The organism is Polymorphobacter multimanifer (assembly GCF_014205635.1).
Lineage (GTDB): Bacteria > Pseudomonadota > Alphaproteobacteria > Sphingomonadales > Sphingomonadaceae > Sandarakinorhabdus > Sandarakinorhabdus multimanifer.
Genome location: NZ_JACIIV010000010.1, coordinates 34,655 through 60,620 on the forward strand (window position 1 = coordinate 34,655; position 25,966 = coordinate 60,620).

Here is a 25,966-nt window from a genome sequence, read left to right on the forward strand (position 1 = left end):
TCAAACTCCTTCACCGGGGTTCTGCGCATCCAGTCTGGACGCCCGCCGGTCAAACAATAGCCCTGCCACGAGAAACACCACACTGCCGATCATCAGCAGCGGTGTCGAACTCCGCCCGCTCACCAGCAGCCAGAGCGAAAGGCAACCCGACACGATTGCCACCACGAGTGCCGTCAGCGCCAGCCGCCGCAAAGTCGCAGCGCCGATGCTCACTCCGCCATCTCCTTCAGCGTCGTCGGTCCGCCTTCAGGGCAGCTCGCCTGGCGCCCGATCGCCGAGCCCGGCGCCGGCATCTCGCCGCGCTCGAGCGCATCGAGGATCGCCATGGTGCTTTCATAGCCCAGATCCTCGTAATTATCGTCGTTGATCTGCACCATCGGCGCATTGGCGCAGGTGCCGAGGCACTCGACTTCAGACAGGGTGAACAGCCCATCGTGCGTCACCATGCCCTTGCGCAGACCCTTGTCCACACAGGCACGCATCACATCATCGGACCCGCGCAACATGCACGGCGTCGTCCCGCACACCTGCACATGGAAGCGCCCGACCGGCTTCAGATTATACTGGGTGTAAAAGCTCGCCACCTCATAGGCGCGCATATAGGGCATGCCGAGCTGAGCGGCGACGAACTCGATCACCGGCACCGGCAGCCAGGCACTGCCCGTCGCCGCCGCCATCTGCCCCTGTGCCAGCCACAGCAGCGGCATCACCGCACTCGCCTGCCGGCCTTCGGGATAGAGCGCCACTATCTCCGCCGCCTTCACCGCGTTTTCGGAAGTCCAGGCAAAGTCCTTGAATTCGGTCACCGGTCGACCTCCCCGAACACGATATCGAGCGAGCCCAAAATCGCCGGCGCATCGGCAAGCATATGCCCCTTGCACAGGAAATCCATCGCCTGAAGATGCGCCATGCCGGTGGCACGCACATGGCAGCGCCACGGCTTGTTGGTACCGTCCGCCACCAGATAGATGCCGAACTCTCCCTTGGGGCTTTCAGTCGCCACATAGGCGTCGCCAGCGGGCACGCGCATGCCTTCGGTATAGAGCTTGAAATGGTGGATCAGCGCTTCCATCGAGCGCTTCATCTCCGCCCGGCTCGGCGGCGCCACCTTGCGGTCGAGCGTCGTGTGCGGGCCCTCCGGCATATCGTTGACGCACTGGCGGATGATCCGCAGGCTCTGCCGCATCTCCTCCATCCGCACCATGAAGCGCGCATAGCAATCGCCGTCCTTGCCCACGATCACATCGAAATCGACGAGGTGATAGGCATCATAAGGCTGCGCCTTGCGCAGGTCCCAGGGAATCCCGCTGGCCCGGATGCACGGCCCGGTGAACCCCCAGGCCACTGCATCGGCTGCCGGAATCACCCCGATATCGGCGTTGCGCTGCTTGAAGATGCGGTTGTCCGCCACAAGCCCCTGCATTTCGCCGAGCACCTTGGGAAAACCATCGCACCAAGCCAGAATATCTTCGAGCAACCCATCCGGCAGGTCCTGATGCACGCCGCCGGGGCGGAAATAGGCAGCATGAAAACGAGCGCCCGAAACCCGCTCGTAAAACTCCATCAGCTTCTCGCGTTCCTCGAAAAGCCAGAGGATCGGCGTCATCGCACCCACGTCCATCGCGTGCGTCGTCACGTTGAGGATATGGTTGAGAATGCGCGTGATCTCCGCAAACATCGTGCGGATATACTTGGCGCGCAACGGCACCTCGATGGCAGCAAGCTTCTCGATCGCAAGCACATAGCTGTGCTCCATGCACATCGGGCTCACATAATCGAGGCGGTCCATGTAGGGCAGCGCCTGCAGATAGGTCTTGTACTCGATCAGCTTCTCGGTGCCGCGGTGGAGCAGGCCGATATGTGGGTCGCAGCGCTCGATGATCTCGCCATCGAGCTCCATCACCAGCCGCAGCACGCCGTGCGCTGCCGGATGCTGAGGACCGAAGTTGATCATGTAGTTCTCGATCGCGTTGCCGTCCTTCGCCGGCAGCAGATCGGTCATGTCATCCTTGGTCCAGGCGACGCCGGCACGCTCAAGCACGCTTGTGCTCCTTGGCTAACTCGCCGGCCTTCTCGTCGCCGGGCAGCACATAATCGGTGCCCTCCCATGGCGAGAGAAAATCGAACGAGCGGAAATCCTGCGCCAGCTTCACCGGTTCATAGACCACGCGCTTGTGCTCCTCCGAGTAGCGCAGCTCGACATGGCCGGTGAGCGGAAAGTCCTTGCGGAACGGGTGCCCCTCGAAGCCGTAATCGGTGAGGATGCGGCGCAGATCGGGGTTGCCGTCGAACAGAACGCCATAGCAATCCCAGGTCTCGCGCTCGTACCAGCCTGCCACCGGCCACAGCGCGGTAAGGCTCGGCACCGGCGTGCGCGCATCGGTTGTCACCTTCACACGCAGCCGCAGATTGGCGCGCATCGACAACAGCTGGTAAACCACCTCGAAGCGCTCGGCGCGATCGGGATAGTCGACCCCGCAAATGTCGATCAGCTGCTCCATCCGCAGCACCGGATCGGCACGCAGCGTCTCCATCACCCAGGCGAGCCGCTCGCGGCCGACAATTGCCGTCGCTTCGCGCACATGCACCTCGGTCGCCAGCAGCGCATCGCCGAGAATCTCGCCGAGATAGCCCTCGATGCCCTGCACGCTTGCCACCGCCGGCCAGCTGCAGCGGCCGGGCTGCGGTGCCTTCACCTCGGGCGCGCTCATCGCTCGAAGCTCCCGACGCGGCGGATCTTGCGCTGCAGCGCCAGCACGCCATAAAGCAGCGCTTCGGCGGTCGGCGGACAGCCAGGCACATAGATGTCGACCGGCACGATCCGGTCGCACCCGCGCACCACCGAATAGCTGTAATGATAATAGCCACCGCCATTGGCGCAGCTGCCCATCGAGATCACATAGCGCGGCTCGCTCATCTGGTCGTAAACGCGGCGAAGTGCAGGCGCCATCTTGTTGCACAGCGTGCCGGCCACGATCATCACATCGGACTGGCGCGGAGACGCACGCGGTGCCACGCCGAAGCGCTCGAGGTCATAGCGCGGCATGTTGGTGTGCATCATCTCGACGGCACAGCATGCGAGGCCGAAGGTCATCCACCACATCGAGCCGGTGCGTGCCCAGTGGAACAGATCCTCGGTGCTCGTCACCAGAAAGCCCTTGTCGGCGACTTCCTTCGACACATCGCCCAGAAACTGGTCGCGGTTGGCTTCACCCAGGGCGATGGCACCATTAGGCCTGATGATGCGCGGTTGCAAGGATTCAGGGTTGGCCACGGCGCCCTCGTTCATTCCCATTCCAGCGCTCCAGACTTCCATTCATAGGCAAGCCCGATGGTGAGGATGAAAAGGAACATCATCATCGACCACCAGGCCTCGGGGCCGCCCCAATGCAGGCTCACCGCCCAGGGAAATAGAAAGGCCGCTTCCAGATCGAAGATGATGAACAGGATCGCCACCAGGTAGAAGCGCACGTCGAACCGGTGCCGGCTGTCCGAAAACGCCGGAAAGCCGCTCTCATACTCGCTGAGCTTGACCGAGTCCGGCTTGGCGGTACCCGTCAGCCCCGAAACAAGGATCGGCGCACCGACGAAGATCAGCGCAAACACGATCCCCACAACGAGGAACAGCAGGATCGGCAGATATTCAACCGCAATTTCAGACATGGCCTGCGGGGCCTTTCACGCTCACAAGGGGTTGCAGCAGCCTCTAACCCGCCCCCATGAAGGGAGCAAGCACAGTCAGCCCTTCAGCGTTCCCGAAACGAGCTTGTGGAGCCGCGCCTGTACCTGGCCATTGCCCGCCACCACCTCGCGCCGCGCCACCATGGCCTCGCCGCCGCGATAGTCGCTCACAAAGCCACCGGCCTCCTTCACGAGCAGAATTCCCGCCGCCACATCCCATTCGGACAGGCCGGCTTCCCAGAAGCCATCGAAGCGCCCAGCCGCAACCCAGGCCAGGTCAAGGGCCGCCGCGCCGAAGCGACGCACGCCCGCCACTTCCGGCATCACTGCTGCCAGCTGGCGCGAGAACAGCGGCGCATCGCCGTGGCCGCGAAACGGAATGCCGGTCGCCATCACGCAATCGGCGAGCTCGCGGCGTGCCGAGACCCGCAGCCGCCGGTCGGAGAGCCAGGCTCCCCTGCCCTTTTCGGCCCAGAAGCTCTCGCCCGTCAGCGGCTGGTGCACCAGCCCCGCCACCACCTCGCCGTTGACCTCGGCGGCAATCGAAATCGCAAAGTGCGGCATTCCGTGGAGGAAATTGGTCGTGCCATCGAGCGGATCGACAATCCAGCGCGAGTTGACGTCGGCCCCTGTGGACTCGCCACCTTCCTCGAGCGTCAGCCCCCAATCGGGCCGTGCATGGCTGAGCACCTCGACGATCGTCTGCTCGGCCTGCCGGTCGGCGTTGGACACGAAATCCGCCGGGCCCTTGCGACTGACCTGCAGCGCATCGACTTCGCCGAAATCGCGGCGCAGCTTGGGCGCCGCCTTGCGCACCGCCTTTTCCATGACGGTGATGAGCGAACTATGGGCAACCATGGCTCAATCCGCCCGCCGCAGATACTCGCGCGCATAGGTGTCGACCACGATCTTCGTGCCGGCGTTGATGAACGGCGGCACCATCACGCGCACGCCATTCTCCAGGATCGCCGGCTTGTAGCTGCTGCTCGCGGTCTGGCCCTTCACCACCGCCTCGGTCTCGGCAATCACCGCCTCGATCTGGTCGGGCAGCGCCACCGAAATCGGCCGTTCGTCATAAAGCTCCATCGCCACGTCCATGCCGTCCTGCAAAAATTCGGCGGCGTCGCCGAGCAGGTCCTTCTGCATCGAGATCTGGTCGTAGTTTTCCTTGTCCATGAAGGTCAGCGTGGCGCCATCGGCAAACAGGAACTGGAAATCGCGCACATCCAGCCGCACCTTTTCCACCGTCTCGGCCGAGCGGAAGCGCTCATTGGTCTTGCGGCCGTCCATCACATTCTTCATCTCGACCTGCATATAGGCGCCGCCCTTGCCGGGCTGGGTGTGCTGGATCTTGGCAACCTTCCACAGGCCGCCTTCCCATTCGAGGATGTTGCCGGGGCGGATTTCGGTGGCGTTGATCTTCACGGGGTCTCTCGATCGATTTTGCAGACGAAGCGGAGGCCTTAGCGGCTTCGCCCGCTCCTGCCAACCGCATCGGAGTCCGCCCCGCCGTCCATCGCCCCGCGCGCCGCCACCACCAGCGCCACCAGCATCAGCGCCGCCCCGCCGAGAAAAGGCGCCGCAATGCCCACCCCGGCATAGATGCTGCCCGAAACCGCCGGGCCAAGAATGCGCCCGCCCGCACTCGCCCCTTGCGTCAGCCCGTTCACCAGCCCGCGGTCGCGGTCATCGGTCGCGGCCGCCACCATCGTCTGGAACGCCGGGTTGAAGATGCCCACCCCCAGCGCCGTCACCGCCAGCGCCGCCAGCACCATCGCATCGCCGGCCCAGTCCCCGAGGCCCGTCATCCCGAGCCCCGCCAGCCCGAGCGCATAGCCGATGATGCCGAACAGCGCGACCTTGCGCGCCCCGAAGCGCCGGGCGAGCGGTGCAGCAGCACCCGCCTGCATCACCGCCGAGATGGTGCCGATCAGCCCGAAGCTCAGCCCCACGTCGCGAGGGCTCCACCCCAGCTGGTCATCGGCGAACATCGCGAAGGTCGTCTCCATCATCGCCGCCGAGCCGATGACGAGCGCCGCCACCACCATCAGCGCGATCACCGCCGGCTTGGCGGCCATCACCTCGCGCGCGGTAGGCCCGGTGCCCGCATCCTTGACCGCCTTGCGACGCTCGGGGCCAAGGCTCTCGGGCAAGCCGACAATCACCAGCACCACGCCCACCGCGCAAATGGCAGCAGCCACATGCGCCACCAGTCTGAAATCCGCCGTCCCCGGCGCATCGCCCGCCACCAGCCCGCCGATCGCCGGCCCGAAGATGAAACCCATGCCGAACGCCGCCCCCAGCAGCCCCAGCGCCCGGGGACGCGCCTCGCCCTCCACCACATCGCCGACATAGGCAAAGGCCACCCCGATATTCCCCGCCATCAACCCGCCGAACAGCCGTGCTGCGCCCAGCGTCCAGATATCCTGCGCCTCCGCCATCACCAGATAGCTCGCCATGATGCCGACAAGCGACCCGATGAGCGCCGGCCGCCGACCGAACCGATCCGAAAACTTCCCCCACAGCGGTGCAGCAACGAATTGCCCCGCCGAATAGGCACCCAGCGCCACCGTGACGATCTCCGGCCCCGCCCCAAGCGCCCGCCCCCAATAGGGAAACACCGGCAGCACCACGCCAAACCCCATCAGCCCGATGAAGACGCAGAGCAGCAGCGGCAAAAGCTGCGCCATCGGCAGCGCGCCGGCAGAAGGTCGAGTTGTCGTCATGGCCTTGCGCATAGCAGCCGCGGCCGCATCCGTCAGTGGGCGATCCGCCGCTGCCAGCCTCCGGTGCTCTTGCATCTGCATACCGGTTTGAATGCCAGATAACATAATGTATCAACGCCGAGCACAGCGAGTCGGCATGGCTCCCGGTGCAAGGGGATCACGACACAGATGCACATTTCGAAGCTCACTCTGGTGGCATTTCTCATGGCGGGCGCTGCATCCGCCGCTGTTGCCGCAGACGTGGACGACGATGACCAGATCGTGGTCACCGGACAGCGCCAGGCCTATCGCGGCAATTTCACGCTCAAGGAGACGCCGCAGGCAATCCAGGCGATCGACGAGCAATGGATCGACAACAACGGACTGACGCGGCTGACCGACGTGCTCGACCTGTCGGCGTCGGTGGCGCGCCAGAACAATTTCGGCGGCCTTTGGGATGCCTATGCCGTCCGCGGCTTTGTCGGGGACGAGAACCTGCCCTCGGGCTATCTGGTCAACGGCTTCAACGGGGGTCGCGGCTTCGGCGGCACCCGCGATGCCGCCGGCATCGAGCGGGTCGAGGTGCTCAAGGGCCCCAACGCCGCCCTGTTCGGCCGCGGCGAACCCGGCGGCACGATCAACATCGTCACCAAGCGCGCCGATTTCGCCAATCGCGGCCGATTGAACCTGCTCGCCGGGAGCTTCGACCGCCAGCGCGCCGATGCCGACATCAACATCGCATCCGGCGAAACCGCTGCCATACGCCTCATCGGCTTCTACGAAGACGCCGGCAGCTTCCGCGAGACCGTGCGCAGCAACCGCTTCGGCTTCCTGCCCTCGGTGCTTGTCAGGCTCGGCGCCGACACCAGCCTCACCTACGATCTCGAACTCTCGCGCACCGAAGCCGATTTCGATCGTGGCACCCTCGCCATCGGCGGCGTCCTCGGCCTCGTTCCGCGCGAAAACTTCCTCGGCGAGCCCGGCGATGGCCCGGTCGAAGCCGATGCCACCGGCCACCAGCTTCAGCTCCAGCATGATTTCGGCGATGGCTGGAGCCTGCTGCTCGGCACGCAATATCGCAAGACACGGCTCGAGGGCTTGTCCACCGAAGCCGAGCTCGCCGGCGGTCGCCAACGCCTTGGCCGTGACGGTCGCTCGCTCTCCCGCCAGCGTCGCTCGCGGCTCTACGAAGGCGAGCATTTCGTCGTGCGCGGCGAGGTGGCCGGGCGCTTCGAAACTGCCGGCCTGCTGCACCGTGTGCTGATCGGCGCCGATTACGACAGCTTCGACAACAGCCAGCTGTTCCTGCGCTTCCGCCCGCCCGTCGTCGGCGCTGCCACCACCCCGGCACAGACCAACGATATCGACATCTTCAGTCCCGTTTATGGCCGCTTTCCCCTGCCCACCCCCGGCCCGCAAACCGATCGGCTCGACCAGCAGCGCGCATTCGGCGCCTATGTGCAGGACCAGATCACGCTGAGCGACCGTGTGCAGGTGCGCCTCGGCGGCCGGTTCGACAGCTTCGAGGTCAAAACGCTCAATCGCGCCAGCGGCGCTTCCAACCAGCGCACCTACAAGCGCTTCAGCCCCCAGGCCGGCATCGTCTTCGAAGCCAGCGACGCGGTGTCGCTCTATGCCGCCTATGGCCAGGGCTTCCGCGCCAATCTCGGCGCCACCGAAGCCGGCACCCTGTTCGACCCCGAAATCTCCAAGGCCGCCGAAGTCGGGGCCAAGTTCGGCCTGCTCGACGATGCGCTGCAAGGCACGATCTCGCTGTTCAGCCTCACCAAGTCGAACGTCCTCGCCGCCGATCCCGGCAACCCCGGCTTCTCGCTCCCCATCGGCCAGGCCCGCAGCCGCGGCTTTGAGCTCGATCTCACCGGCAAATTGCCGGGCGATTTCGACCTGTGGTTCTCCTACGCCTATGTCGATGCCGAAGCCCGCAACGATGTCGCCGATCTGAACTTCGGCTTCGCCATCCGCGCCGGCGATCCGCTGCTCAACATCCCGAGGCACAGCCTGAGCCTCCAGCTGGCCAAAAGCGTTGACATCGGCACGATGCGGCTGATGCTCGGCGGCGGCGTCCAGCATGTCGGCGAGCGGCTGGGAGCGACGGGCACAAGTTTCACCCTTCCCGACTATACCCTGGCGCGGCTGTTCGCCTCGCTCGCCATCACCCGCAACATCGAGGTCTTCGCCGACGTGACCAACCTCTTCAATACCACATGGTATTCCAACAGCTTCAACGATCTCTGGGTGCAGCCCGGCGCCCCGCGCGCCGGCTCGGTAGCCCTTCGGTTGCGCTATTGATGGTCATGCAGCCCGACATCCTGCCGCTGACGATCCACGATCTCGTCATCACCCGCGGCGACCGGCGCGTGCTCGATGGCCTGTCGCTGTCGCTCGCACCGGGCGAGATCTACGCGCTGCTCGGCGGCAACGGCGCCGGCAAATCGACGACGCTGTTCGCCATCCTCGGCTTCCTCGCCCGCAGCAGCGGCACATTGTCCGTCGCCGGCACCGATCCGGCCGAAGCCCCCGATGCCGTCCGCGCCCGCGTCGCCTATCTGCCCGAGAATGTGGCGCTCTACGATCATCTCAGCGCCCGCGAGAATGTCGATTATTTCCTCAAGGTCGCCGGCACCCCGCGCCCCCGCGTCGATGTCGAGGCGGCCTTCGAGAGTGTCGGCCTCGCCGCATCGGCCTGGGATGCGCGCGCCGCCAGCTTCTCCAAGGGCATGCGCCAGAAGACCGCCATTGCGCTGGCCCTGCTCCGCCAGGCGCCACTGCTGCTGCTCGACGAGCCCACCTCGGGCCTCGATCCCGCCGCCGCCGCCGATTTCCATGCGCTGCTCGCATCGCTCTCGGCGCGCGGCGTGGCGGTGCTGATGGTCACCCATGATCTGCTCGGCGCTGCCGACACCGCCAACCGCATCGGCCTCATCCAGGCCGGCCGCATTGCCCGCGAATGGACCGCAAGCGACACCGCGCCCCGCTTCGATCTCAACGCCCTCCACGATGGTTTCGCCGGAGCGCGGGCATGGGCGCCGGCATGATCGCCACCATCGCCGCCGCCGAGCTGCGCCTCATGCTCCGCTCGCGCCTTGCGCTGGTCGGGCTCGCCACCCTGCTGCTGCTCTCCGCCATCGCCGCCATCACCTCGGCCGTCCAGATGTCCACCGCCGCCATCGCCCGCGCCGATGCCCAGGCCATCACCGACGCCCAGTTCAAGTCGCAACCCGACCGGCATCCCCACCGCATGGTGCATTATGGCACCTATGCGCTGCGCCCGGTGGGGTCGCTGGCGGCGTTCGATCCCGGCGTCGATGCCTTCACCGGCACCGTTCTCTTCCTCGAAGGCCACCGCCAGAACAGCGCCACGTTCGGCGCAGCGCGCGAATCGTCCGATCTGGTCCGCTTCGGCCAGCTCACCCCGGCGTTCGTGCTGCAGACGCTGGCGCCGCTGCTGCTCGTCTTCCTCGGCTTCGCGACCGTTGCACGCGAGCGCGAGAGCGGCAGCCTGCGCGCCTTGCGCGCCCATGGTGCGAGCGCCGCCACCATCCTCGGCGGCAAGGCGATTGCCCTGGCAGCCGTCGCCGGCATCGCCATGCTTCCCGCACTCATTGCCCTGCTCTGGGCCGCCGCGCGGATGCCCGGCGAAGCAGCGGTCGCTGCGCTCACGGCGCTCGCCTATGCCGCCTATCTGCTCGTCTGGGTGCTCGCCATCGTCGCCGGCTCGGCGCTGGCACGCACCGCGCAAGGCGCGCTCGTCGGCCTCATCGCCGCCTGGGCGATCATCGTCGTGCTGGTGCCCCGCGCCGCCGCCGGCTGGGCCGGGCTCGCCGAACCGCTGCCAAGCCGCGTCGACACCGAATTCGCCATCGCCGCCGACCTGCGGACGCTGGGCGACAGCCATAACGCCAATGATCCGCATTTCGCCGCCTTCAAGGCCGGCGTTCTCAAGCAATATGGCGTCAGCCGCGTCGAGGATCTGCCGGTCAACTATCGCGGCATCCAGGCGATGGAAGGCGAGCGGCTGACCGCGAAGCTGTTCGACGAATATGGCGCCCGCGCCGATGCCATCCAGCTCGGCCAATCGGCCCGGCTCGCCGCCTTCGGGCTGCTCAGCCCTGCCCTCACCGTGCGCCGGGCCTCGATGCTCGCTGCCGCCACCGATCTTGCCACCCATCTCGATTTCATGCGCCAGGCCGAGGCCTATCGCTTCGATCTGGTCCAGCGCCTCAACCGACTCCAGGCCGAAGCCGTGTCGGGCGCCGATGATGGCGCTCGCAGCCGCGATCCCATCGCCGACCGGCGCACCCGCATCTCGGCCGATTTCTGGAGGTCGATGCCCGAGTTCGCCTTCGTCCAGCGCTCGCCCGCCCGGCGCGCAGAGGCGATGCTCCCTCCGCTGGGCATCCTCATTCTCTGGCTCGCTGCAGCAGCAGTCCTTTTCGGCTTCGGCATTCGCCGCGTCGGGAGCGATGCGGCATGAACCACCTCTTCCGCGAAGCCTGGCTTCTCGGCCGCAACCGGGCCGCCCTCGCCGCCCTCGTCCTGCTGGCCATCTGCGCCGCGGCAGCCGTGGCGCTCGGCTTCGGCAGCGTCGCGCGCGACCGCGCGGCAATCGACCGGATGCTCACCGGCCAGGTGGCCGAGGAAGCCGCTCTCGCCGCCTTCGCCAAGGAACCCGGGGACGGCGCTTATTATGGCTTCCAGCCGACCTGGGACCCACCCTCCGACCTCGCCTTCGCAGCACTCGGCAGCCGGGACATCGCCCCCGCCATGCTCCGCGTCCGCGCGCTGGCCCTCGAAGCGCAGATCCACGAGAACGAGGCCGCCAACCCCGAGCTGGCGCTGCCCGGCCGCTTCGATCTCGCCTTTGTCGCCGTCTATCTGGCGCCGCTCGTGCTGATAGCGCTCCTCCACGATCTCTGGTCGGGAGAGCGCGAGGCCGGCCGCCTGTTTGCCCTGCAGGCCACGCCCGGCGCGCGGTGGCGTCTCTGGGCGCCGCGTGTCCTTGTCCGTGCCGGTGCCGTCCTGCTTGCCCTGCTGCTGCCCTTTGTCGCCGGCGCGCTCATCTCCGGCACCACCCCGGGGCGAGCGCTGGCCTTCGCCGGCCTCCTGCTCCTCGTGTGCGCATTCTGGACCGTGGTGGCGCTGCTTGTTGCCCGCCGGCCGATATCGTCCGCCGTCAGCGCCGCATCGCTTGCCGCCCTGTGGTTCGCGCTCACGCTTGTGGCACCCGCTGCCGCCGGGCTGGGCATCAACGCTGCGGTGCCCGTCCCCGATGGCGCCGCGATGGCGCGCGAGAACCGCGAAGAGGTCCATGGCGGGTGGGACAAGCCCAAACCGGTCACCATGGCGCGCTTCGTGGCGGTCTATCCGGCCTTTGCCGACCGCGCCGAGGTGCCGCAGACCTTCACCTGGAAATGGTATTTCGCCTTCCAGCACCTTGGAGACCTGCACGTCGCCACCGAATCAAAGGCCTATCGCAACGGCATCGCCCGGCGTGCAACCCTTGCCCGCTGGGCCGGCGTCCTGCTGCCCCCCGCCGGGCTGGCACAAGCCATGGCAGCGGTCGCAAAAACCGACGTCACCGCCCAGCTGGCCTACCAGCAACGCATCCGCGCCTATCACCAACGTCTGCGGGAATTCTATTATGCCTATCTCTTCGACGAGAAACCGTTCGGTGCTGCCGATCTGCCGCTGGTACCGCGCTACAGCCCGTTGAACGACGACTAGACACGATCTCGAAAAAGTTGGCATCGGTTTTCGACAAGAAACGCAGGAAAAAAGGTCCGGGCCGTCGCCCGATGTCGATCGCCAGAGCTCGACAATGGTTCGCCATGCTGTTGCCGGTCACCAACCCTGTGCTATGAATGCGTCCTGTCCGGGGGAGAAGCTGGCATGGCAGCGGAAAGCGATCGCATCGGCAAGATCAGCACCAGTCCTGATCGAAGCCTGTTGCTACTCGGAATGACAGCCGTCGAGAAACTCTCGGAGCTGTTCATCATCGAAGCCGAGGTTGTCGCCCGTGGTGGCCCCGTCGATCTGCATCCCTGCCTGTCCAAGCCGGTCAGTTTTACCTTCCAGGGCAAGCCGCACGTCTCGCGACATTTCCACGGCATCTTGTGCGAATATGTCGAGGTGGGGCGGAGCAACGACGATCAGGATTTCGTCTATCGGCTGGTCATCCGCCCGCAACAGTACATCAGCGCGCTCAACCGGATGTCGAAAATCCACTTCAAGAGCACCATGGTCAACATCCTCGGCCTGCTGGCGCCGCAGCGCCACAGCCTTTCGGCGAGCTACAGTGCCATCGAATATCGCGTGCAGTATGACGAAAGCGATTTCGCCTTCGCCTCGCGCCACATGGAGCGCGAAGGCATCTATTATTTCTTCGAGCATGCCGAGGGCAGTCACACGCTGGTCGCCGTGGATGCGCCCGCCGCGCACACGGCAGGAACGCCCGCCACGGTGCGCTTGGGCGGTGGGACGCCGGATGGCCGCGAGGCGCTGCTGTTCTCGCTGCGCGAGCACCGCCGCTTCGGGCCGACCGCCTACACCGTCGACGACTATGATTACGAGAAATCCACCGTTGTCCTCAAGAAACAGAAGCAGGTGACCAACCTCGGCGCCGGCGCCTCCCGCTGGCGCAGCGGCACTGCCAGCGATGTGGGCGGCACGATTGCGGAACGCTTCGAATATCCCGGACACTACGACCAGCCGGGCCTCGAACGCGGCGCCCGCTACGCCAATGTCCGCATCGAGGCCGATCGGGCGGAGATGGCCCGCAGCCATGCCGAGGGCGATGTCTTTGCCGCTGCGGTCGGCCGCAAGCTCACCGTCGCCTTCGACGAGAGCGGCAATGGCCACAGCTTCAATGGGGACCAGGAATATCTCATCGTCGCCACCCGCCACCATTATCACGCTGCCGGCTATCGCTCGGGCAGTGGCGGCAACGAGGACATGCGGGTGGAGCTCGAACTGATGCCCGTGCGCCATCCGTATCGGCCCGCACTCAACACGCCGATGCCGCGCATCGCCGGCCCGCAGACCGCCGTCGTCGTCGGTCCGCCCGGCGAGGAGGTGTTCACCGACAAGTACGGCCGGATCAAGGTGAAGTTCTTCTGGGACATCCAGCGATATGAAGACGGTGGCCAGGTGCCCGATCGCAGCATCTGGGTGCGCGTCGCGCAGATGAGCGCCGGCAGCGGCTACGGCGCCTTCATGATCCCGCGCATCGGCCATGAGGTGGTGGTGGAATTCCTGAACGGCGATCCCGACAGACCGCTCGTCACCGGCAGCGTCTACAACGACGGCAACCTCCCCGCCTTCGGCAGCGCTGCCGCCAACCCGCTGCAAGGCATCCGCACCAACAGCACCAAGGGCGGCGGCGGCTTCAACGAAATCCGCCTCGACGACACCAAGGACAGCGAAGTCTTTTCGGTGCAGGCGCAGAAGGACCTGAAGACCCTTGTGCTGAAGGGCGACGAAACGCGGGATATCAAGGAGGGCAAGCGCACCACCACGATCAAGAGCGACGAGACGCTCACGATTCAGGACGGCAACCGCCAGGAGACGCTCGAAAAGGGCAATGACAGCCTGGACATCAAGCAGGGCAACCGCGCCGCCACGCTCGACATGGGCAACGACAAGCTTCAGCTCAACATGGGCAATCGCGCCATCAAGCTAGACACGGGCAAGCAGGAGACCGAGGCGATGCAATCGATCGAGCTCAAGGTCGGCTCGAGCTCGATCAAGATCGACCAGACCGGCATCACCATCAAGGGCATCATGATCAAGATCGAGGCCACGGCCATGTTCCAGACCAAGGGTGCGATGATGCAGCAACAGGCCAGCGCCATCCATATCGTCAAGGGCGCCATGGTGATGATCAACTGATGGACGGCACGACCACAGCCAGGTCCTGGCCCCGCGTGAAGTGGACCCGCGCCGGCCAGGTAGCCGCATTGGCGGGAGACAATGTCCAGCTCGAGGACATGCTGGAGTTGCCACCTTCCGAAGCCTTTGCGCGCATGCGCGCACGCGATGCCGTCGAGGCCACCCATTTCATCGCACATTGCCTGCCACGCCTGCAGGCACTGCAATGGCTGAGCCAGTGTCTCGCAACCATGACCCCCACCACCCTTGCCCGCCGCCTTGCCGCGCGCAAGGCGGTCAATCGCTGGCTGGCAGACCCCTCGGATGCCAACCGCCGCCTCGCCTTCGAGGCTGGGGACAACGCCGGTTTCGACACGCCGGAAGGCTGTGCCTGCCTCACCCTGTTCCTGTCGGGCGGCAGCCTCGCACCTGCCACCCAGGAGCAGCCGGTGCTGCCGCCGCCGGCGGCATTCGGCCAGCTGCTGGCCAGCGCCGTGCTGCTCGCCACCCTCAACGACGATCCTCCCAACCACGCCCGGCGGCTCGCCACAGCGCTTGCCGATGCCGAACAGCTGGCCGCCACTGCGGAAGGCCGCGCATGAGCTGCACCCTCACCATCGAGAATGTTTCAAGCCTGGCTTCGGGCGATCCCGTCGTCATGACCCTTAACGAACATGGCCTCTCGATCGGCCGCGCTCCCCATGCCGACTGGACCTTGCCCGATCCGCGCAATTTCATCTCGTCGATGCATGCCGACATCGAGTTCAGCGATGGCCAATATGTGCTGATCGACCGCTCCACCAACGGCACCTTCATCAATGGCGACAACAACCGCCCGACCGCACCCTACACATTGCGGGACGGCGATCTGTTGCGCGTCGGCAGCTATGATGTGCGGGTGAGCCTGGGTGGTGGTGGCTTTGCTGCCAGCACGGGCCAGGGTGCTGCCCCTTCCGGCGGGCTCGACTGGATGGTGGGTGCCAGCGGAGCCAGCGCCCCCACCCGCCCGGATGAATTCGGCCGCGAAGCCCGTCGCGCGCTTTTCCAGTCCAACAACGACCCGATGATGGCCGATTTTGCCCCTCCAGCGACCCTTTCTGCCCCTCAGGACCCCTTCGGCATCGCCGCCCATATCCCTTCGGCACCCGTTTCAGCCGATCCTTTCGGCCTCACCGGCCCCGCAGCACCGCCGGTGCCAGCCTTCAGCGCGCCGGCGTCTCCGGACCCGTTCGGCATCGCCTCCCCCGCACCCACGGCCCCCGCGGCAGCACCCACACCCGCCGCAGACAATCCCTGGGCCAAGCTCCACGCCTTCGATGCGATCGATTTCGCCACCGCCGCCACCCCCACGGCACCACCCGCCCCTGCACCCGCACGCACGCCGGAAGCTCCCGATGGCGGCGCCGCTTTCGCTCGCTTCCTGGCCGCCGCCGGTCTGAAGCCGGCCGATGTCGAAGGCGTGCCCCCCAGCGAAGTACTTGAAGCAGCAGGACATCTCCTCCGCCAGACAGCCGACGGTCTCATCCGTCTCCTCGACGCCCGCACCCGCGTGCGCCACCAGTTCGGCGTCGGCGCCCAGGTCACCAGCTTCCAGACGCAGGGCAACAATCCGCTCAAATGGACCCGCCAGCCCGAACAGGCGCTCCGCCAGATGGTAGGGCGCCCCGATGGCGGATTCCTCACCGGCCAGCAGGCTGTACACGGCGCCTTCCAGGACCTTCAGGCGCATGAAGTCGCCATGCTGGCTGCCATGCAGGAAGCGCTTGCCGCCACCGTCCAGCGCTTCTCCCCCGACGCGATCAAGAGCCGTGCGAAGGCCCGCAGCGGGCTGTTGCCCGGCGCCCGGGAAGCCACGCTCTGGCGCGCATTCGAGACGGAATATCAAGCACTTGCCGCCGAAAGCGATGCCGCTTTCCTCGATCTCTTCGCCCGCCATTTCCGCACGGCCTATGAGCGCAATGTGAAGAAGGACTAGGCCATGCCCGGACCCCCCGCCGCCCGCATCACCGACATGCACGTCTGCCCGATGGTCACCGGCATCGTCCCCCATGTCGGCGGCCCCATCGCGCTCGGCTGCTTCACCGTGCTCACCGGCATGCTGCCCCAGGCCCGCATCGGCGACATGGCAATCTGCGTCGGCCCGCCCGACACCATCGCCCTCGGCAGCTTCACCGTCATTGTCGGCGGCATGCCCGCAGCCCGCATCGGCGATCTCACCGCCCATGGCGGCACCATCGTGCTCGGCCTTCCCACTGTCCTGATAGGCTGAACTAGCGCACTTCGATCCAGCCACTCACCAGTTCGCAGTCACCCGACCGGCACGCACTGGCCATATCCGGCGCTGCACCGCTCGCGGTGGCCGGAGACAATTCGGTCGGGGACGCCACCATCGCGACAAGGTAGCGCCCGGTCTTTGCTTCAAAGCCTATGGCACTGGGATCGAGGTTGAACCGGTTGGCGTCACCCGACGAAACCTGTTCGCCTCGACCGGCGAATCGATCATCGATCGATGTGAACAGAAGGCGCCCTGCCGGTCGGTCGGCAAGCTTGAAGTCGAGCATGATCGTGCCGTCAGCGCCTCGCGGCAATGAAGCCAACGACAGGATCTGGCTGCCAGGCATGCTGAAGCGTTTGTCGGGCGTGGATGCCGCAGCAATGCGGATGGAATCGATCACCCGGCAGGTCGCAGGCGCAGGCGCGTTGATGGCGGCCACGCCACTGCCATCCAATTGCCATCCGGCAACAGCCGCTGGCAGCGCCGTTGCGGCGTTGCGCCATCCAGCAAGCCGGATCCGCCCGGCTTCGGGCGGACCGTCGATCCGCACATCGGCGCACTGCAGAGCGCCAAGCGCTGCAAACACCTGTGGTGCGGACGTCGCCCACTCCGCAGCGGATGCCACGGCATCGCCGCCCGCCACAGCAGTGCTCTCGGCGCGCACCGCGTCGGCATCACCGGTTCCATCCGCAGGCCGCGCCATCTCGCCCGGCGGCTCCGCCTCTTCGCCACCCGACAGGCCGAACCACGCGCCTGCCGCAATGACGGCAACGGCCACACCGGCAATCGCCACAAGCGGCAACCTGGATTTGGGCGCATCCCTACCGACAGACGCCACCGCTTCCGCCTTCACAAAGGCGGCGCCGCCTTCACTGCTGCCCGCAACCGGGGCGGGCGTACTCATGAACATGGTGCTGCGCGCGTCCGCTGCGTCCGCCACTTCCTCCATCGACTGAAATCGGTCAGCCGGGTCAGGCGCCAGCATCTTCGCGACGATCGGCTGCAAGTCAGCGGGCAGGTCCGAAATGTCCGGAACAGTATCGCGCGCCTCCAGCGCATCGACGATGGTGATCCCCATGGCTACCGGCGCCCCGCGGGCAAGTGCCGCAATCACCAGGCCAAGGCTGTAGATGTCGGTCCATGCGCCGACATTGCGCTTGTACTTGCCGAACACCTCCGGTGCCGCATAGCCGAATTTGCCCGCAAACGCTTCGCCCACAACGCTTTTTTCGCCAGGATTATTGTCCTTGGCGATGCCGAAATCGATGATCTTGGCGCGCTCGATGTTGCCGCCGGGCAGCAGCACATTGTCTGGCGAAAGATCCCGGTGGATCACGCCGGCCTCGTGCGCTGCATGCAGCCCCAGTGCGAGCCGCCGCAACACCCGCCGCACCAGCGCAGGTTCGGCCGGCGCGCCATTCAGAACCTGCGCCATCGAGGGTCCGTCGACATATTCGATGGCCAGGTAGTTCACACCCCGACTTCGGTCGAATGCCAGCGCGCGATACTTCACCAGCGCATCATGGCCGATCTTCTCAAGGGCACTCGCCTCGCGGCGGAACAGGGCCATGAACTGATCATCGGTTGCATACTGGCCCAGGATCACCTTGATCGCGACCTGCTCGCCGGATGCAATGTTGCGCCCTTCATAAACCCGGCCCATCCCGCCTTCGGCAATGAAGCGAACGACTTCGAAAAGATCGTTCAATTGCACACCAATCAGGGCGTCCGCACTCCCTGGCCCGCTGCCCACGAACGATGGCATCGGTGGTGGTGCCGGCAGCGGTGCAGACGGCGGTGCGGACGGTTCAGCATCAGCTGGCGGCGGCGCAGCCGCACCCCGCAGCGCAGCAGCCAGCGCATCCGCCGAAGCGACCACCGTGCGGTCACCACCGGCCGGTGGTCGCGGTGCCGGCGTGGGCGTCGGCGTGGGCGGGCCGTCAATGGGTGGCTGCGTGGTCATGCGTCCATCCGCATCAATTCGGTCACTTCTTCAACCGATATCACGATCACGGTAACGTTGTCGGGCGCGCCGCGCGCCAAAGTCTCGGCCACGAGCCGCTCGGCCACAAGCGTCACGTTCGGCTGGCGCAGCAACGGGATGATGTCGGCGTCCGCGACAACCTTGGTAAGGCCGTCGGTGCACAGCAGGTAAAGGTCTCCCGGTTGTGCCTGGTCCTGCACCACCTCGGCGCGCAATTCGGCCTCGGTACCCACGGCGCGGGACAGAACATGCGCCATGGGATGGCTCTCGGCTTCGGACGCTTCGATCATTCCCCGGTCCACCATTTCCTGCACAACGCTATGGTCGCGCGAAATCTGGACGAGGCGACCCTGCCTGAAGCGATAGGCCCTGCTGTCTCCGACCCAGACGCAAAGGAGATCAGCGCCCTGCAGGTGCAGGAGCACGGCGGTCGTGCCCATATCGCTCCCCGCCTGCGACGCGGCATCGATGATGGCGGCATTGCCGGCGTGCAGCGCTGACAGAATTGCCGAATGGTTGCCATCTGCCGCCGGCAGCACAAGCGCGCCGAACTGGGCAGCGAGCGTCTGTGACGCCCAGTCGCCATGCGCATGCCCACCCATGCCATCGGCGACCATCCACAGCGCCACATCTTCCCGGCCGACCGCAGAGTCCTCGTTCACCCTGCGCACCAGTCCCGGGTGGGTCAGAACCGCCGATCGATACCTAAGCCGCATCGCGCACTGCCCCCTCCACCAGCCAGGTCAGCGTGTCAGCATCCAGCGCCATGCCTGGCAGAGCCACCGGAGGCCCGGCTGCCGGATTGGGCACCCAAAACGCACTTGCCACCGGGCAGGACAATGAAGCGAGAAAGCGGCCCACTGCTTCGATCCGGGGCGCGGCCGCGGCCAGTTCCAATGCCAGCCCATCGGCATCCAGTTCGCCCGAGAGAGCCTGATAGACTGCAGCCTCCACGCCTGCAGCAAAGCCCGGATGCTGCGTCGCCGCTGCCCACACCATGTCCGGAGGGCCTGCCACACCCGCGACCAGCAGAAACAGCCGGCCAGCGCGATCGACCGTGGGCGTGATCACCCCGTGAAGTGCCATATGCGGCTGCAGCACAAGCCAACAATGCCACAAGGGTGCCGCCGTCATGCGCGCGGCAAACCCCTCGTCGCCATTGCGCACGCGCAGCGAAGCCACGCCATCCGTCATCCAGCGATCCAGGTCGGCAACCAGGGTTTCGGGCCATCCCCGCCACACGAAATCACCATGGGCGGGCAATTTTCCGAACAGCCCGGCCGCGAGCATCACAGGGTCGCAGGGCAGCGCAGGGCAAAAACGCCGTCCGCCGCAAACGGATCGGGTCCCGTCACCACCTCGACGTCGATGGCAGCCTCGGCGCCATAGGCAAAGCGATATCGACCAGCGCCCAGCATCTGCTTGCGACCCTTGGCAAGCAGCCGGAACAGCGACCATGGGCCTTCCTCGCGCAATGCCGGTGCCGTGCCACCTTGCAGCGCCGCAAGCTCGGCAATCTGCGATCCCGAGGCCGACCAACCGAACCGCTCGGGCGGATTGCCAGGCAGGAGATCCATCGGCACGCCACCAGCCCGCAATCGCACGCCACCCTTGATCCCGGGCGCAGCACTTACCCGCAGCACAAGATTGCCTCCCATCAGCGACTCCGCATCGCCGGCACGCTGAAATTGCTGTGCCGATGTCGCACGGAAGCTGCGGACCGTCGGCTCTGCCACCCAACCCCAAGGCTTGGGGCCGCCTGTGCGCACCAGATAGCCGGCAAGTGTGTCGCGCGCGAAGCCGGCCATTTGCGCTGCTGCGCGGCTGACATCGGCGGGCGCCAGATCGTCACCCGTCCCGAATGGATACCCTTCGCCGAATACCCGTGCGCAATCCGCCAGCACACCATTGGCATAGGCCGCCCTTAGCTCGCTGGTGCGCTGCGTTTCTGCAGCATTGCTCGATCCGCTGGCCACCTGGGAGACAAAGGCCCCCAGCTCGGGCGCACCGGCGCTGGCGTTCTGCGCGGCCACCTGCAAATCGGCTGCCGCGGCGGCAATGCCGGCTGCGCCACCACCACCACCACCACCGCCGCCTCCGCCACCGCCGCCTCCACCGCCGGCAACTTGTGCCTGCGCCAAGGCCAGCTGATAGCGGCCGAGCGCATCGAGAAGCTGCCCCAGCTGCGGAGCCGGCCCGCCGGCATAGTCCTTCAGCCCGGCGAAATCCGCCTCGATCATCCGCGCTGCAACTGCAGAAGCACCCCGCCCAGCCCGTTGTGTCAGCGCGCCCGCCGCGGCCTTGCCAAGCGCGCCGCCCGGCACTTTCGGCGCTGCCAGCTTGGGCATGAGCGCGGTCACGTTCGCGACTACCTGATCGCTGATCTTCTTGAGCGGTGATGAGCCCTTGTTGGCCAAGCGTGCCAGCGCCGTGGTGTCAGTTGCATAATCGCCCGGCTGTGGGGATTGCAGCACGGATTTCCAGCGCCGCGCATATTCATCGGCATAAAGCGCGCCGAGCTGTTCCATGTTCAGCGGCACTTGCGCTGCCGCACTGCTGCCCAGCATCCAGCGATCCCGGTCCAGCGCTTCGCGAATGGTCGGAAGGCTCGTCGAAAAGCCCTTCTGAAACCCGGCCTTTGTGAAGAAATAGGGCACCGACAAGGATTCGAGCTCGGCGGGATTGGCGAAAGCCCGCGCTTCCCCCGGCAGCAATGCATTGCCGACCATCCGCCAGTCCTCGCCCGTCACCTGCTGCTTCATCAGCGCCAGCCCCCGTTGCTCGGCGCTCATCGCTGCCACGGCGCCTTGCGTTGCCTCCACAAGAGGCCCGTCCAGCAAGGGACCGGTCAGCTGTCGACCGAACCGGCCCGTGTCGGCCAGCAGGGCTCGCGTGTGGCGCAAGATCCGCTCCCGCGTCGGTGCGTTTTCTTCGCCCGGGAAGCCCTGTGTCAGCAAATAGGTCTCAAGCCATTGCACCACATAGCCATTGTCGCGCCTGGCACCGGCACGGTTGCCCAGCATCAGATAGACCTTGAGCGGCTCGTAAAGCGTCACAGGGTCTTCACCAGCATTGCGCAGCGCCGTCTCGGCGGTCACGATCAACCGCGGCAGCAGATAGCGCTGCAATGCGTCAACATAAACCCGCGCTGATTCTTCGGCCAACGTCGTCCTGTACAGGCCAAAGCCCTGCGTCAGAGGCACGGCGCTTGCCGCAGTCACGCTGAAGGGCAGTTGATCGCGAAGTGCATCGAGGGTGTCCAGCGGCTCCGCGAGCGATGCCGACAGCGCCACACGGTCACCCGGATCGAGGCTTGTCTGCGCTGCCTTGAGCGTCTCTGCGGCCACCAGCGTTGCGTCCTGCCCTTTCCGGTTGGCGAGGAAGCTCGCCACCATCGCACCTGCCAGACCGAGCACCATCACGGCACCAAGCAAAAGCGCCGCCAGCTGCAGGCGACTGTTGCGCTTGCGGCGAGCGAGGTCGGGGCCAGCCAGCCCGGCCTCCGGAATTATCACCTCGGCCAGCAGCCGGTTGACGAAGAACGCCCGGGGGTTGGACGCACGCGCACGCTGGCCCTGGCCAACGGCGCCCGCAAGGCTGCCCAGCAACCGATCAAACGGCGTGCCCTGTTGCACACCGCTGGTGAAGTAAAAACCCCGCAACCGGGCAGCTGCGGCGTTTGGCGTGGCCGCAGCGCCGCTGCCGAACACGCCGTCGAGCAACCTGATCAACCGCGCCCGCAAATCGATGAATCGCGCTGGCAAGGTCAGTGCAGCACCGCGGCGCACCGGATCGCCCTCGGCCTGCAGGCGCGCCGGCAGCCGGTCCGCCAGCGCCTGCACGGCATCGTCATAGCCTGCTGCGAGGGTCGTCTGGCTCGGCCGGTCTCCGCTCAGCGGCAGCGTGTGCCCCAGCACCGATCGCCGACCCTCGACCGACAGATCGTCGAAGAATTCGGTGAACCCCAGCAACAGATCGGCCTTGGTGAAGAGCACATACACCGGCAGTTCGAGCCCAAGCTCCCGCGAAAGCTCAGCCAGCCTTGCCCGCAGTGTCACCACATGCCGGTCCAGCGCCTCGGCACCGCTACGCGCGACCTCATCGAGGCCAATGGCGATGATCACGCCGTTGAGCGGCTGCAGCGGCCGCGCCTTCTTCAACGTGCGCAAAAAGGCTTTCCAGCCTTGGGCATCGGCATCGGCGCCGCTGTCCTGGCTGGTGTAGCGACCGGCGGTGTCCACCAGCACCGCCTCGTCGGCAAACCACCAGTCGCAGTTGCGCGTGCCGCCGACGCCGGCTGCCGCTTCGTCCGTCAACAGCCGCAGGCCGCTCTTCTGGATGAGGGTTGTCTTGCCCGCACCCGGCGGGCCGATAATCACATACCAGGGCTTGGCATAGAGTGCGCTGCTGCGCTTGCCGCCGCCATCCGCCTTTAGCCGATCGAGCGCTTCGCGCATCTTGGCAGCCATCGCCTCGCCGTCGCGGTCAGCCGGCTTGGCGATCGCCTCGACCAGTGCCGCATCCGCCTTTCGCAGCCGCCACCAGCGCCAACCCGCGGATGCAGCAAACGCGATCCACACCGCGCCGATCAACCACCAGCGCAGGAACAGCCACGAGGCGACGAACAGTCCGCACACCAAAAACACCACCAGCGTCGTCAGCAGCGCTATGCCGACCGCCAGCACCCACCAGTTGCCCAGCCATTTGCGGATCATCGTCATCAGTCGCTCCGCGGCAGCACGAGCTCAACTCGCCGGTTGGCAGCCTTGGCCTCGCGTGTATCGGCACGGTTCACCGGCTCCCGGTCCCCGCGCCCTTCCACCGATAGCCGCGCCCGATCACCGACGATCGGTTTCAGCAGCAAAGCCACATCCTCCGCCCGCGCCAGGCTCAACGCCGCATTGTCGGGGAAGCTTGCGCGCAGCCGGCCCGAGATGGGGTCGCTGTCGGTATGGGCGACGACGGCAATCGGACCCACTTCCGGCGCCAGCGCCCGTCCGGCATCCTCGATCAACGGAACATAGTCCGGGCCCAGCAGCGCCGCACCCGCCGGGAACATCCCCGCGGCCAGCCCGGGGCATTCGGAAATCACCAGCCGGATCGTGGCCCCGTCATCACGCGCCTCAATGCACGGATTGCGAAGGCGGCCGCGGATCCGCTCAAGCTGTGTGGACTGCACTTCGGGAACATCCGCTCCCAACCGGTCAATCCGTGCCGCTGCAATCGGCGGTAACGGTCGCAGGGCTGCCCGCGCCGGCTCGTCCCGGCTGTCGAGCCAGAGCTTCAGCACAAGGAACACCAGCAGCAGGAAGGCCGCTCCGGCCGCAAGCGCAAGCACCGCACGAACGAACCAGCCGACCTTGGGCATCGGTGTCGGCTTGCCTTGCCATTGCGGGACAAGATCGGTCTCTTGCCGCGGTCTGATGCCCGAAAGCGCCCCGTAGATGGCCGCCATCCGACCCTCGATCTGCTGGCGGCCATCCGCTTCGATCCTTGCACGACCCAGAAAGCCGACGGCGAGGCACGCATGGTAGAGCTCCAGCATGTCCAGATTGGCGGCCGGCCGCTGCAGAAGCGTGTCCAGGATGGTGAAGAACTGGTCGCCGCCGAACGCCTGACCAAAGCTTTGCACCACCAGGCTGGATCGCGCCCAGTCCGATTGCGCACCGCCCGGCAGATTTTGCACCACGTCATCGACAGTGGCCAGCACCGCATAGCGCGCCCGGGCATTGTCTTCAGCCGAAAGCCCCATGGCAATCAACTGCTTTTCGAAGGCCTTGGCTTCCTCGCCGGCACGCGCCCGCAGCGCCGGCACATCAGTCACCTGCCGATCGGACTGCACCGCAGCCGCAAGGGCCAGCAAGCGCGCCGCAACAGCCGTAAGCGGGTTGCGCACTCGCATCGGAACATCGAGCGGCGGCACATCATCGCTCGCCCAGGCCCTGGGCGTCGGGGCCTTGGGGCCACCACCACCATCCCCGCCGCCGGGCGGCGGAGGCGGCGGCGGCGAGGGTGGCGCAGGGGCTCCGCCCTTGGCAGCCGCCAGCGGTGACGGACGGAAGACCGTTTTCTCGCCGCTCATCGCGTTGTCCTTCTCACGCACCACAGCTCCATGGCCAGGTCAGGCCATTCCCCCGCTATGTAAAGGCCGAGTGCGGGTGCCGTGGCGAACTCCTTCCAGTCCGGGTGGCTGCGATCCAGCTCGAAGTACACATAGCCCGCCATCGCCCTGATCTGCGGCGGCGGAGCCGCCACCGCCGCCAGCGGCACCCCTGGCAGCGCTGCCTGGACCAGCTGCTGCATCCGCGTCACCGCGCCGATCTTCACCACCGATGGCAGCGAACGGCGGACATCCTCGGAAGGCCGCCGGGTGGAGACCGCAAGATAGAAGCGGCCCTGGTCATAAAGGCCGCGATCGGTGATGGTGGACACATAGGCACCCGGCTGCAGCAGCTTCAGCTCCAGCTGCACCGCGGAGCGGCTGAACTCGGTCGAAAGCCCCGCCCGCAGCGCGTCCACCACCGGCTTGAAACATGCTTCAAGGTCCTCATGCTCATAGGTCGGGAAATCGCCCGGGCGCCGGTCGGCCCGCGTGAAGGTCGCAAGCTCTCCCGCCAGTGCCAGAAAACCGGTATATAGCCGCTCGGGATGCACCCGCTCGAGCCGCTGCAGATGCTTGAGCTCCGGTTGCCAGCGATTGAGCAATTGGAGCAGCAGATACGCCGCAAAGGTCTCGCTGCCGCCATCGGCACCCTCCACGGCGCGCAGCGAAAGCTCCTCCTGCCGCTGCTCCAATCGGCCCAGGATGTCGACGAGAAAGCCGGCCAGCGTCGGGGACGCCCGGATATCGAGCACCGGCGGGATATAGGCGTCATCCCACACCACCCGCTTGCCCACCAGTTCGCGGATTCGCCCAATGCCGATCTTCGTGCGGCCGGCAAGATCGGCCTCGTCGATGCCGAAGTGCAGATTGGGCAGCGCCACTTCAACAAGTTCCATGTTTCGGTCGGGATCAGATTGGTCGACCACTTCGCGCTCGGCGATCAGGTAGCGCGTCACATTGGCATCGGCACTCTCGGGCCGCGTGTAAACAACCGCCCCCTCCTGCCGCGCCGGCAGTGTCAGATACACGATCCGCCCGCGCACCTGGTCATCGACATCGAGCGGCGGCGGCGGCGCAAGCCCGCCCGGCACCGCCACGACCTCGCCGTCCTGCATCACGGCCACAAGCCGTCGCACGCCCACCTTGGCACCCGAACCAAGGTCCTCATCCAGCGTTAGTTCCACAAGCCCCCAAGGGTGCGCCACCGCGCCGCCCATCCGCGCATGCAGCGCCCACAGCCCCGCATCACCCTGCATCTGCAGATGCTGCGGCCGCAGGAACAGCCCTTCGGACCAGACTGGTTGTGTCACTTTAAAGTGTTCCCCACTGAT

22 protein-coding genes and 1 pseudogene are annotated in these 25,966 nt (G+C 66.3%); 8 read left to right on the forward strand and 15 right to left on the reverse strand.

Annotated features, from left to right (window positions below; all coding sequences use genetic code 11):
- From FHS79_RS18765 to FHS79_RS08025, 9 genes and pseudogenes are all read right to left on the reverse strand, one after another.
- Entirely contained in the window at positions 1-213 is a 213-nt protein-coding gene (locus FHS79_RS18765) for a hypothetical protein (protein WP_184198039.1), read from the reverse strand.
- Positions 210-806 (reverse strand): NADH-quinone oxidoreductase subunit NuoE, encoded by a 597-nt coding sequence (nuoE, locus tag FHS79_RS07990; RefSeq protein WP_184198042.1) that lies wholly within the window; start codon positions 804-806, stop codon positions 210-212. The genes FHS79_RS18765 and nuoE overlap by 4 nt, the downstream gene beginning before the upstream one ends.
- A complete protein-coding gene (locus tag FHS79_RS07995) occupies positions 803-2,002 on the reverse strand; it encodes an NADH-quinone oxidoreductase subunit D (protein WP_184198246.1) in 1,200 nt (399 codons plus the stop codon). Before FHS79_RS07995 ends, nuoE begins: the two co-directional genes overlap by 4 nt.
- A gap of 64 nt (positions 2,003-2,066) precedes the next feature.
- Positions 2,067-2,711, reverse strand: a pseudogene (locus FHS79_RS08000) (NADH-quinone oxidoreductase subunit C); the annotation flags it as partial.
- Positions 2,708-3,223: a NuoB/complex I 20 kDa subunit family protein gene (locus FHS79_RS08005; RefSeq protein WP_444543993.1), complete on the reverse strand. Its 516-nt coding sequence runs from the start codon at positions 3,221-3,223 to the stop codon at positions 2,708-2,710. The pseudogene FHS79_RS08000 and the gene FHS79_RS08005, both read right to left, overlap by 4 nt.
- Before the next feature lie 62 nt (positions 3,224-3,285).
- A complete protein-coding gene (gene ndhC, locus FHS79_RS08010; RefSeq protein WP_184198048.1) occupies positions 3,286-3,663 on the reverse strand; it encodes an NADH-quinone oxidoreductase subunit A in 378 nt (125 codons plus the stop codon).
- Positions 3,664-3,738: 75 nt separating this feature from the next.
- Entirely contained in the window at positions 3,739-4,539 is an 801-nt protein-coding gene (locus FHS79_RS08015; RefSeq protein WP_184198051.1) for an inositol monophosphatase family protein, read from the reverse strand.
- Between the two features lie 3 nt (positions 4,540-4,542).
- Positions 4,543-5,106 (reverse strand): elongation factor P, encoded by a 564-nt coding sequence (gene efp, locus FHS79_RS08020; protein WP_184198053.1) that lies wholly within the window; start codon positions 5,104-5,106, stop codon positions 4,543-4,545.
- Between the two features lie 38 nt (positions 5,107-5,144).
- Positions 5,145-6,407, reverse strand: a complete 1,263-nt coding sequence (locus FHS79_RS08025) for an MFS transporter (protein WP_184198056.1) — start codon at positions 6,405-6,407, stop codon at positions 5,145-5,147.
- A gap of 168 nt (positions 6,408-6,575) precedes the next feature.
- Between FHS79_RS08025 and FHS79_RS08030 the strand changes: the two genes are divergently transcribed.
- From FHS79_RS08030 to FHS79_RS08065, 8 genes are all read left to right on the forward strand, one after another.
- Positions 6,576-8,696 carry a TonB-dependent siderophore receptor gene (locus tag FHS79_RS08030; RefSeq protein ID WP_184198059.1) on the forward strand — a complete coding sequence of 707 codons (2,121 nt, stop codon included), beginning with the start codon at positions 6,576-6,578 and terminating at the stop codon, positions 8,694-8,696.
- A 5-nt stretch (positions 8,697-8,701) separates the two neighbouring features.
- Entirely contained in the window at positions 8,702-9,442 is a 741-nt protein-coding gene (locus FHS79_RS08035; protein WP_184198062.1) for an ABC transporter ATP-binding protein, read from the forward strand.
- Positions 9,427-10,881 (forward strand): ABC transporter permease, encoded by a 1,455-nt coding sequence (locus FHS79_RS08040; RefSeq protein WP_243452751.1) that lies wholly within the window; start codon positions 9,427-9,429, stop codon positions 10,879-10,881. Before FHS79_RS08035 ends, FHS79_RS08040 begins: the two co-directional genes overlap by 16 nt.
- Positions 10,878-12,131: a DUF3526 domain-containing protein gene (locus FHS79_RS08045; RefSeq protein ID WP_184198065.1), complete on the forward strand. Its 1,254-nt coding sequence runs from the start codon at positions 10,878-10,880 to the stop codon at positions 12,129-12,131. The genes FHS79_RS08040 and FHS79_RS08045 overlap by 4 nt, the downstream gene beginning before the upstream one ends.
- A gap of 165 nt (positions 12,132-12,296) precedes the next feature.
- Complete coding sequence (locus tag FHS79_RS08050; protein ID WP_184198068.1) at positions 12,297-14,294, forward strand: type VI secretion system Vgr family protein; 1,998 nt, start codon at positions 12,297-12,299, stop codon at positions 14,292-14,294.
- 35 nt (positions 14,295-14,329) lie between these two features.
- Positions 14,330-14,875, forward strand: a complete 546-nt coding sequence (locus tag FHS79_RS08055; RefSeq protein WP_184198071.1) for a DUF6931 family protein — start codon at positions 14,330-14,332, stop codon at positions 14,873-14,875.
- A complete protein-coding gene (gene tagH / locus FHS79_RS08060) occupies positions 14,872-16,248 on the forward strand; it encodes a type VI secretion system-associated FHA domain protein TagH (RefSeq protein ID WP_184198074.1) in 1,377 nt (458 codons plus the stop codon). Before FHS79_RS08055 ends, tagH begins: the two co-directional genes overlap by 4 nt.
- Positions 16,249-16,251: 3 nt before the next feature.
- Positions 16,252-16,542 (forward strand): PAAR domain-containing protein, encoded by a 291-nt coding sequence (locus tag FHS79_RS08065; RefSeq protein WP_184198077.1) that lies wholly within the window; start codon positions 16,252-16,254, stop codon positions 16,540-16,542.
- Position 16,543: 1 nt separating this feature from the next.
- Here the strand turns inward: FHS79_RS08065 and FHS79_RS08070 are convergent, their stop codons facing one another.
- From FHS79_RS08070 to tssK, 6 genes are read right to left on the reverse strand one after another with little or no spacing between them, the layout of a single operon-like run.
- Complete coding sequence (locus FHS79_RS08070; RefSeq protein ID WP_184198080.1) at positions 16,544-18,511, reverse strand: serine/threonine-protein kinase; 1,968 nt, start codon at positions 18,509-18,511, stop codon at positions 16,544-16,546.
- On the reverse strand, positions 18,508-19,194 hold the full coding sequence (locus FHS79_RS08075; RefSeq protein WP_184198083.1) for a PP2C family protein-serine/threonine phosphatase: 687 nt from the start codon (positions 19,192-19,194) through the stop codon (positions 18,508-18,510). The genes FHS79_RS08070 and FHS79_RS08075 overlap by 4 nt, the downstream gene beginning before the upstream one ends.
- Before the next feature lie 43 nt (positions 19,195-19,237).
- Complete coding sequence (gene tagF, locus FHS79_RS08080; protein ID WP_184198086.1) at positions 19,238-19,822, reverse strand: type VI secretion system-associated protein TagF; 585 nt, start codon at positions 19,820-19,822, stop codon at positions 19,238-19,240.
- Positions 19,822-23,253: a type VI secretion system membrane subunit TssM gene (tssM, locus tag FHS79_RS08085; protein ID WP_184198090.1), complete on the reverse strand. Its 3,432-nt coding sequence runs from the start codon at positions 23,251-23,253 to the stop codon at positions 19,822-19,824. Before tssM ends, tagF begins: the two co-directional genes overlap by 1 nt.
- Positions 23,253-24,614: a type IVB secretion system protein IcmH/DotU gene (gene icmH / locus FHS79_RS08090; RefSeq protein WP_184198092.1), complete on the reverse strand. Its 1,362-nt coding sequence runs from the start codon at positions 24,612-24,614 to the stop codon at positions 23,253-23,255. Before icmH ends, tssM begins: the two co-directional genes overlap by 1 nt.
- Positions 24,611-25,945, reverse strand: coding sequence for a type VI secretion system baseplate subunit TssK (gene tssK / locus FHS79_RS08095; protein WP_243453289.1), 1,335 nt, complete (start codon positions 25,943-25,945; stop codon positions 24,611-24,613). Before tssK ends, icmH begins: the two co-directional genes overlap by 4 nt.
- Between the last annotated feature and the right edge of the window lie 21 nt (positions 25,946-25,966).

Coding starts and splice junctions, on each gene's coding strand:
- FHS79_RS08050 (WP_184198068.1), top strand. CDS start 12,297: ATGGCAGCGGAAAGCGATCGCATCGGCAAGATCAGCACCAGTCCTGAT.
- FHS79_RS08030 (WP_184198059.1), top strand. CDS start 6,576: ATGCACATTTCGAAGCTCACTCTGGTGGCATTTCTCATGGCGGGCGCT.
- FHS79_RS08040 (WP_243452751.1), top strand. CDS start 9,427: ATGGGCGCCGGCATGATCGCCACCATCGCCGCCGCCGAGCTGCGCCTC.
- tssM (WP_184198090.1), bottom strand. CDS start 23,253: ATGACGATGATCCGCAAATGGCTGGGCAACTGGTGGGTGCTGGCGGTC.
- FHS79_RS08065 (WP_184198077.1), top strand. CDS start 16,252: ATGCCCGGACCCCCCGCCGCCCGCATCACCGACATGCACGTCTGCCCG.
- ndhC (WP_184198048.1), bottom strand. CDS start 3,663: ATGTCTGAAATTGCGGTTGAATATCTGCCGATCCTGCTGTTCCTCGTT.
- FHS79_RS07995 (WP_184198246.1), bottom strand. CDS start 2,002: ATGACCGATCTGCTGCCGGCGAAGGACGGCAACGCGATCGAGAACTAC.
- FHS79_RS08015 (WP_184198051.1), bottom strand. CDS start 4,539: ATGGTTGCCCATAGTTCGCTCATCACCGTCATGGAAAAGGCGGTGCGC.
- FHS79_RS08035 (WP_184198062.1), top strand. CDS start 8,702: ATGCAGCCCGACATCCTGCCGCTGACGATCCACGATCTCGTCATCACC.
- tagF (WP_184198086.1), bottom strand. CDS start 19,822: ATGCTCGCGGCCGGGCTGTTCGGAAAATTGCCCGCCCATGGTGATTTC.
- tagH (WP_184198074.1), top strand. CDS start 14,872: ATGAGCTGCACCCTCACCATCGAGAATGTTTCAAGCCTGGCTTCGGGC.
- FHS79_RS08025 (WP_184198056.1), bottom strand. CDS start 6,407: ATGACGACAACTCGACCTTCTGCCGGCGCGCTGCCGATGGCGCAGCTT.
- FHS79_RS08045 (WP_184198065.1), top strand. CDS start 10,878: ATGAACCACCTCTTCCGCGAAGCCTGGCTTCTCGGCCGCAACCGGGCC.
- FHS79_RS08070 (WP_184198080.1), bottom strand. CDS start 18,511: ATGACCACGCAGCCACCCATTGACGGCCCGCCCACGCCGACGCCCACG.
- icmH (WP_184198092.1), bottom strand. CDS start 24,614: ATGAGCGGCGAGAAAACGGTCTTCCGTCCGTCACCGCTGGCGGCTGCC.